Raw genomic sequence first — 6,359 nt, forward strand, 5'->3', positions numbered from 1 at the left:
ACCATCCGGAAGTCAGCGCCTTCCACCACGAGTTCGGCGTCGACGTTCGCGACGTGCCGATCTGGCGCATGGGCGGCGTCGAGGGCGAGCCCCAGTCCGCGCTGCTCGACGACGACGCGGGTGCCGCCCGGGTCACGTACGCCGCGGACGGGGACCGCCTCACGCTGACGGTCGACGAGCGCCTGGAGGTCGTCGGCGTCGAGCGATCGTAGTTCGACGCCGAGAGCGCTCGCGCCGGAAGGTTCCCGGGTCGATCCGCACCCGGCCGAGGGTTCGATTTGGTGACCGGATTCTCACCCGCTCGGTCGAGGGCCCGCACCCGGCGACCGGATTCTCACTCACTCCTTCGACCCCGCCCTCGCGACCGGATTCTCACCCGCTCGGTCGAGGGCCCGCACCCGGCGACCGGTTTCTCGCCCGTCGGACAGAACGAAACTTCTGTATCGGGGCGGACAGAACTGTCGTTCTGCTTATATTTATGGTCGGCCCCGGCCTCCGTCGGGACGATGCGAGGTCCATTCGAGAACGCCGCCTTTCGACGTCTCTTCGTCGGTCGCGTGATCACCAACGTCGGCGACAGCCTCTACTTCATCGGGGCGATGTGGCTCGCGTACAGTCTAACCGGCGATCCGTTTTACACCGGACTGGCCGGCTTCCTGACCATGGTCCCGCGGGCGTTCCAGTTCCTGGCCGGACCGCTGGTCGATCGCTGGTCGCTGCGCCGAACGCTCGTCGGGACGCAACTCGCCCAGGCGCTGATCGTCTCGACGATCCCGCTGGTTCACCTCCTCGGCGCCCTGACGGTCTGGCACGTGCTGGTTATCATGCCCCTGCTGTCCGCGCTCAACCAGCTGGTCTACCCGGCCCAGAGCGCCGCTCTCCCGCGGATCCTCGACGACGAGGATCTCGTGGCGGCCAACTCCGCGTTCTCGGTCGCCTACCAGGGCCTCGACATGGTCGCGAACGGCGTCGGCGGCGTCCTCATCGGCGTGATCGGCGCGGTCGCGCTGTTCGCGATCGACGCCGTCACCTTCGGGATCGCCGCGCTGGTGTTCGCGACGCTGTCGATCCCCGCGGCCGACGGCACCCCCGACGGCGAATCCGGGACCCCGGCGCCGGGCGAGGCGACCGCCGAGCGCGAGCGATCGGCTCCCGACGCGCGCGAGGCGCCCGACGAGGCCACCGTCCCGGACGGCGGGCGGGACGCGGCGGCGGACGGCACCGCCCCGACCGAAGAGCGGGGGTCGTACCTCGCGCGGATGCGTGAGGGCGTGGACGCCGTCCGCGGCACGTTTCTCGTCCCGCTGATCGGCGCCGCGGTCGTCGCCAACTTCGCCGCGGGGATGGTGCTGGCGTCGCTTCCCCCGTACGCGGACGCGCTCGGCGTGCCGCCCGCGCTGAGTGCGATCGGCGTCGCGGGCGGGTACGGTCTGCTCATGGCCTCGTTCGCGGCCGGAACCTTCCTCGGGGCGCTGGGCGCGTCGCTGATCGAGGACCGCCCGTTCGGCCGCACGCTGGTCGTCGGCTTCGCCTGCACCGGCTCGCTCTGGACGGCGGGAGTGCTCGTCGACTGGCTCCCCGCGACGGCGTTGCTGTTCGCGCTCGCGCTCGTGCCGATCGGGGTGGTCAACGTTCAGATCGCCGCCATCGTCCAGTCGGCGCCCCCGAACGAGCTCGTCGGGCGAGTGAGCAGCCTCCTCAGCTCGTCGGTGTCCGCGCTGTTCCCCGTCGGCTCGCTCGCCGGCGGCGTCGTTGCGGGCGCGTTCGGTCCGCGGATCGCCATGGCCGCCTTCGGCGTCGTCGCCTGCACGCAGGCCGGGTACGTCCTCGCCCGGCGGGACCTCCGGACGCTCCCGGCCCCGGCGGCGGCGACGCTCGACGCGGACCCGGCCGGTATCAACTGATCGGGATCGCCGGAGTTGAGCGGTCCCGCTTTACGTCCCGTGATCCCAGCTGTCCATGTACTCGCGCTGGGTCTCGGACAGCGAGTCGAAGTCGACGCCCTCGGCCTCGAGCTTGATCTCGGCGATCTCCCGATCCAGGGCGTCCGGGACGTCGTGGACGCCCGGTTCGTAGGCGTCGGCGTGCTCGCGGTCGAGCAGCTCGCGCACGCAGACCGCCTGGACGCCGAAGGACTGGTCCATGACCTCGACCGGGTGGCCGAGCGAGACGGGCGCGGCCAGGTTGACGAGCCGGCCCTCGGCGACGACGTTGAGCCGCCGGCCGTCGTCCATCTCGAACGCTTCGACGCCGTCGCGGGCCTCGTAGCGGTCCACCGCGAGGTCGTCGAGCGCGTCGAGGTCGATCTCGACGTCGAAGTGGCCCGCGTTGGCCAGCACGACGCCGTCGTCCATCCGCTCGAAGTGCTCGCGGACGACGACGTCGCGGTTCCCGGTCGTCGTCAGGAAGACGTCGCCGACCGCGGCCGCCTCGGCCATCGGCAGCACGTCGTAGCCCTCCATGTGCGCTTCGAGCGCCCGGCGCGGCTCGACCTCGGTGACGATCACGTTCGCGTTCTGGCCGGCGGCCTTGCGCGCGACGCCCTTGCCGCAGTAGCCGAAGCCGGCGACGACGACCGTCTTGCCGGCCCACGAGAGGTTGGTGGTCATCGCGAGCGAGGCCAGCGAGGACTCGCCGGTGCCGTGGACGTTGTCGAACAGCCGCTTCATCGGCGTGTCGTTGACGGCGAAGACCGGATAGTCGAGGGCGCCGTCCGCGGCCATCGCGCGCAGCCGGTGGACGCCGGTCGTCGTCTCCTCGCAGCCGCCGACGATCCCCTCGATGAGTTCGGGGTAGTCCTCGTGGATCGCCGCCACGAGGTCCATCCCGTCGTCGACGGTGATCGTCGGCTCGTGGGCGATCGTCGCCTCGATCGCGGCGTAGTACTCCTCGGCGTCGACCTCGCGCTTGGCGTAACTCGTGATGTTCTCGACGTCGTCCAGCGCCGCCGAGACGTCGTCGTGGGTCGACAGCGGGTTACAGCCCGTGACGGCCACCTCGGCGCCGCCGGCCGCCAGCGCCTCCACGAGGATGGCGGTCTTCGCCTCGACGTGCATCGCCATCGCGATCCGCTCGCCAGCGAGGGGCTGGTCGGCCTCGAACTCCGCCCGGACGGCCGCCATGATGGGCATGTGCTGGCGCGCCCACTCCATCTTCCGGCGACCCGCCTCGCGTGCGGACTCGACGTCGTCGAGCTGGTCGGTGATCCGCGGGTACTCGGTCATACGTTAGCGGAGTGCGACCGGAGGGAAAACGCTACCGACACGGCTCGGTAGGTCCGAGGAGTGGACGGTCGCTGCCACCGATTATCTCTATTAGTGAAATTATTATAGCTTGGTAAGATCTATGTTTCTGCACTCTCGGAATTCGTATATTGATGAAATTCAATCGGAGGTGCATATTGATCTCCGTCGTACTCCTCGCCACGCTGCTCGCCGGCGTTTCACTGGGCGGCGTCGCGATCGCCGACGTCTCGATCGCCGCCGACGAGGAGTCGATCCCCGAACACTCTGAAGAGATCGACGAACCGCTGCAAGACGCCGAGGGCGAAACCGAGCTAATTCTCAGGCTAGATCCCGTGAACGACGCGCATCTGGCCGGCGACCGTGAGGCGACGGTCGAGACGTTACAGAGCCACGCCGACCGCACCCAGCAGCCCGTACTCGACCGACTCGAGCACATGGGCGGCGTCGCGGTCGAGGACCGGTGGTGGATCGTCAACGGTATCTTGATCACAGCCGACCTGGATCGTGTCGATCTCGAGGAATTGCGTTCGATCGAGAACGTCGAACTCGTTCACGAGCACTACACCTTCGACGCCCCCGAGCCCGTCCAGACCGAACCGGTCGCCGAGACGACCGACGGAACGAGGACGGACGATGTGGAGGCCACTTACGGTCTCGAGCAGATCAAGGCTCTCGATACCTGGGACGAAATCGGTGTCACCGGCGCGGACGTCCGAGTCGTCGTCGCGGACACCGGCGTCGACGCGAATCATCCGGACATCGAACTTCCGGAGGAAGACGGCTGGAACGACCTCGCCGACGGCGAGGACGAACCCGCGGACGAGCACGGACACGGTACTCACGTCGGCGGCACGATCGCCGGCGGAGACGCCTCCGGCACGGCGATCGGCGTCGCGCCAGAGGCCGAACAGGCTCACGCTCGCGTTTGCGGCGCCGATGGCTTGTGTGAGGGCCAGGCGATCTACGATTCCTTCGAGTGGGCCGTTGAGACGGACTCGGACCTCATCAGTCTGAGCCTGGGTTCCGCGTCACCGCACGGTCAGTATACCGAGCTCATCCACAACACGATGAACGCGGGCACACTCGTCGTTGCCTCGATCGGTAACGACGGCGAGGGGACCGCCGGGTCGCCCGGCGCCGACTACGACTCCATAGCCAGCGGTGCCAGCAACGAGACCGGGGGAATCGCCAGCTTCTCCGGCGGGATGCTGATAGAGGAGGGCGACTTCGACGGCGAGTGGATGGACCACTGGCCCGAGGGCGAGTTCGTCACGCCCGATATCGCCGCGCCTGGCGCGGACGTCTACAGCGCGCACCCGACCGACGGCGGCACGATGTGTGGCGACGTCGATTACTGTGAAGTTAGCGGGACCTCCATGTCCGCGCCCCACAAGAGCGGCGCCGCGGCGCTGATCATCGGCGCGGCCGGCGGCGAGTTGGATCCGTGGGACGTCAAGGAGCTGATGCTCGACACCGCCTGGAAGCCCGACGATTGGGATCCGGACGACGCTCAGTACTACGACGAAGAGGGCGGAATCGACTCGCGGTATGGCGCCGGCATCATCGACGTCTACGCCGCCACCGCCCAGGTGGCGGTCGACTCCGGCGTCGAGGGCGTCGTCACCGACGCCGACGGCGAGCCGATCGATGGGGCCGCCGTAACCGTCGAGGACGGCGCTTCCACCGAGACGGACGCCGACGGCGGCTACGACCTGATCCAGGCGCCTGGCACGTACGACGTCACCGCGGACGGCTTCGGCTTCGCGGCGCAAACCGAGACGGTAACCATCGATGACGACGAGCACGTCGTCGAGCGGGACTTCGCCCTGGAGGCCGCACTCGCAATCGAACTCGTAGACGGTCAGGACGAAACCATCGAGGGCGGCGATGGCGTCACCGCCGAGTTCGACGCGGCGAACCTCGAGGAACTCGTCGTCGAGATCGGGGGGTCGTACGACGAGTCGGACGCGACCCTCTTCGTCGACGGAACGGAGGCACAGTTTGGCGAGCCGGTCGACTTCGACGGCGACGAAGATGCGGTGGAAGTGGTGGTGGAGACGACCACGAACACGGAGGGCGAGTTCTCGCTCGAGCACAGCTTCGAGGGTCTCGGCGACGAGGAGACGATCACGACCGGTCCGACGACGGTGTTCGAAGAGCTGCAGCCGGTCGCCGTCGTCGACGACGGGGACACGTTCGGTGACGACGTCGCCGAGATGCTGTCGGCGTCGCTCCCCGAGAACTACGACCTCTTCGTCGCCGACAGCGACGAGGCGGCCGAGGAGTTCGACGTGATCGTCGTCCAGCACCTCGACGCGGACGACGCCGCCGACTTCGTCGACGCCACCGCGGACGGCGATACCGGCGTCGTCTACCTCGACCAGTGGGGTAACTGGTCGAACGGCGTTCCGGTCTACAGCGACGTAACGGATGACCCCGGTGCGACCTCCGAGGATTACAATGATTCCGAACCGGTCATCTACAAATTCGTCGACGATCACGAGATCTTCGACGGCGTCGGCGAGGCCGGCGACTCGATCGACGTTCACTTCGATACGTACGGTGACCACACGTGGTTTGCGGACACCTCGTTCGACGTTTACGCCGAGATCGGCGACCAGGAGGGCATCGCGGGTGACGCGTTCGCCGTCGACGAGGAGAGCGCGACGGTCCTCGCGTCCGGGCTCGGCTACACCAGCTTCGTCACCGACGACGACTACACCGACGACGCCCACGCCATCCTGGCCAACAGCGTCGAGTTCCTCGCGTCCGAAGTCGTCGATCACCCGACGATCTCCGGCTCGGTCGAGATCGTCGACAATCCGGCACCCGAAGGTGCGATCGTGGAGGCCTACGTCGACGACGAACTCCGTGGAACCACCGCGGTCGAAACGCCGGGCGAGTTCGACGAACTCGTGGTCGACGGCGAGGCGGCGGTCGACGATGGAGCGACGATCGCCTTCGCCGTCGGCGGTCTCCCGGTCGACCAGGAGGCGACGTGGTCGGAGGGCTCACACGAGCAGCTCGACCTGACCGCCTCGGGCAACGCGACGGTCGAGTTGGAAGCCGGCGACGACCGCTTCGGAGAACCGATCGAAGACGCGACGATCGCGG

At 68.2% G+C, this 6,359-nt stretch carries 3 protein-coding genes and 1 pseudogene; 3 read left to right on the top strand and 1 reads right to left on the bottom strand.

The features are described 5' to 3' along the window. Both QZT59_RS15680 and QZT59_RS15685 read left to right on the top strand, forming a co-directional pair. A pseudogene (locus QZT59_RS15680) lies at positions 1-212 on the top strand (ArsR family transcriptional regulator); the annotation flags it as partial. 294 nt (positions 213-506) lie between these two features. After that, positions 507-1,904, top strand: coding sequence for an MFS transporter (locus QZT59_RS15685; RefSeq protein ID WP_290818542.1), 1,398 nt, complete (start codon positions 507-509; stop codon positions 1,902-1,904). A gap of 30 nt (positions 1,905-1,934) precedes the next feature. On the opposite strand, the gene QZT59_RS15690 is transcribed toward QZT59_RS15685, so the two are convergent. After that, positions 1,935-3,224 (bottom strand): adenosylhomocysteinase, encoded by a 1,290-nt coding sequence (locus tag QZT59_RS15690; RefSeq protein ID WP_290818544.1) that lies wholly within the window; start codon positions 3,222-3,224, stop codon positions 1,935-1,937. A 152-nt stretch (positions 3,225-3,376) separates the two neighbouring features. On the opposite strand from QZT59_RS15690, the gene QZT59_RS15695 reads away from it, so the two are divergent. After that, positions 3,377-6,359 (top strand): S8 family serine peptidase (locus QZT59_RS15695; protein ID WP_290818546.1); only part of this gene is annotated, 2,983 nt, incomplete at its 3' end.

Origin of the sequence: Halovivax sp., assembly GCA_007119345.1 — an archaeon.
Classification (GTDB): Archaea; Halobacteriota; Halobacteria; order Halobacteriales; family Natrialbaceae; genus Halovivax.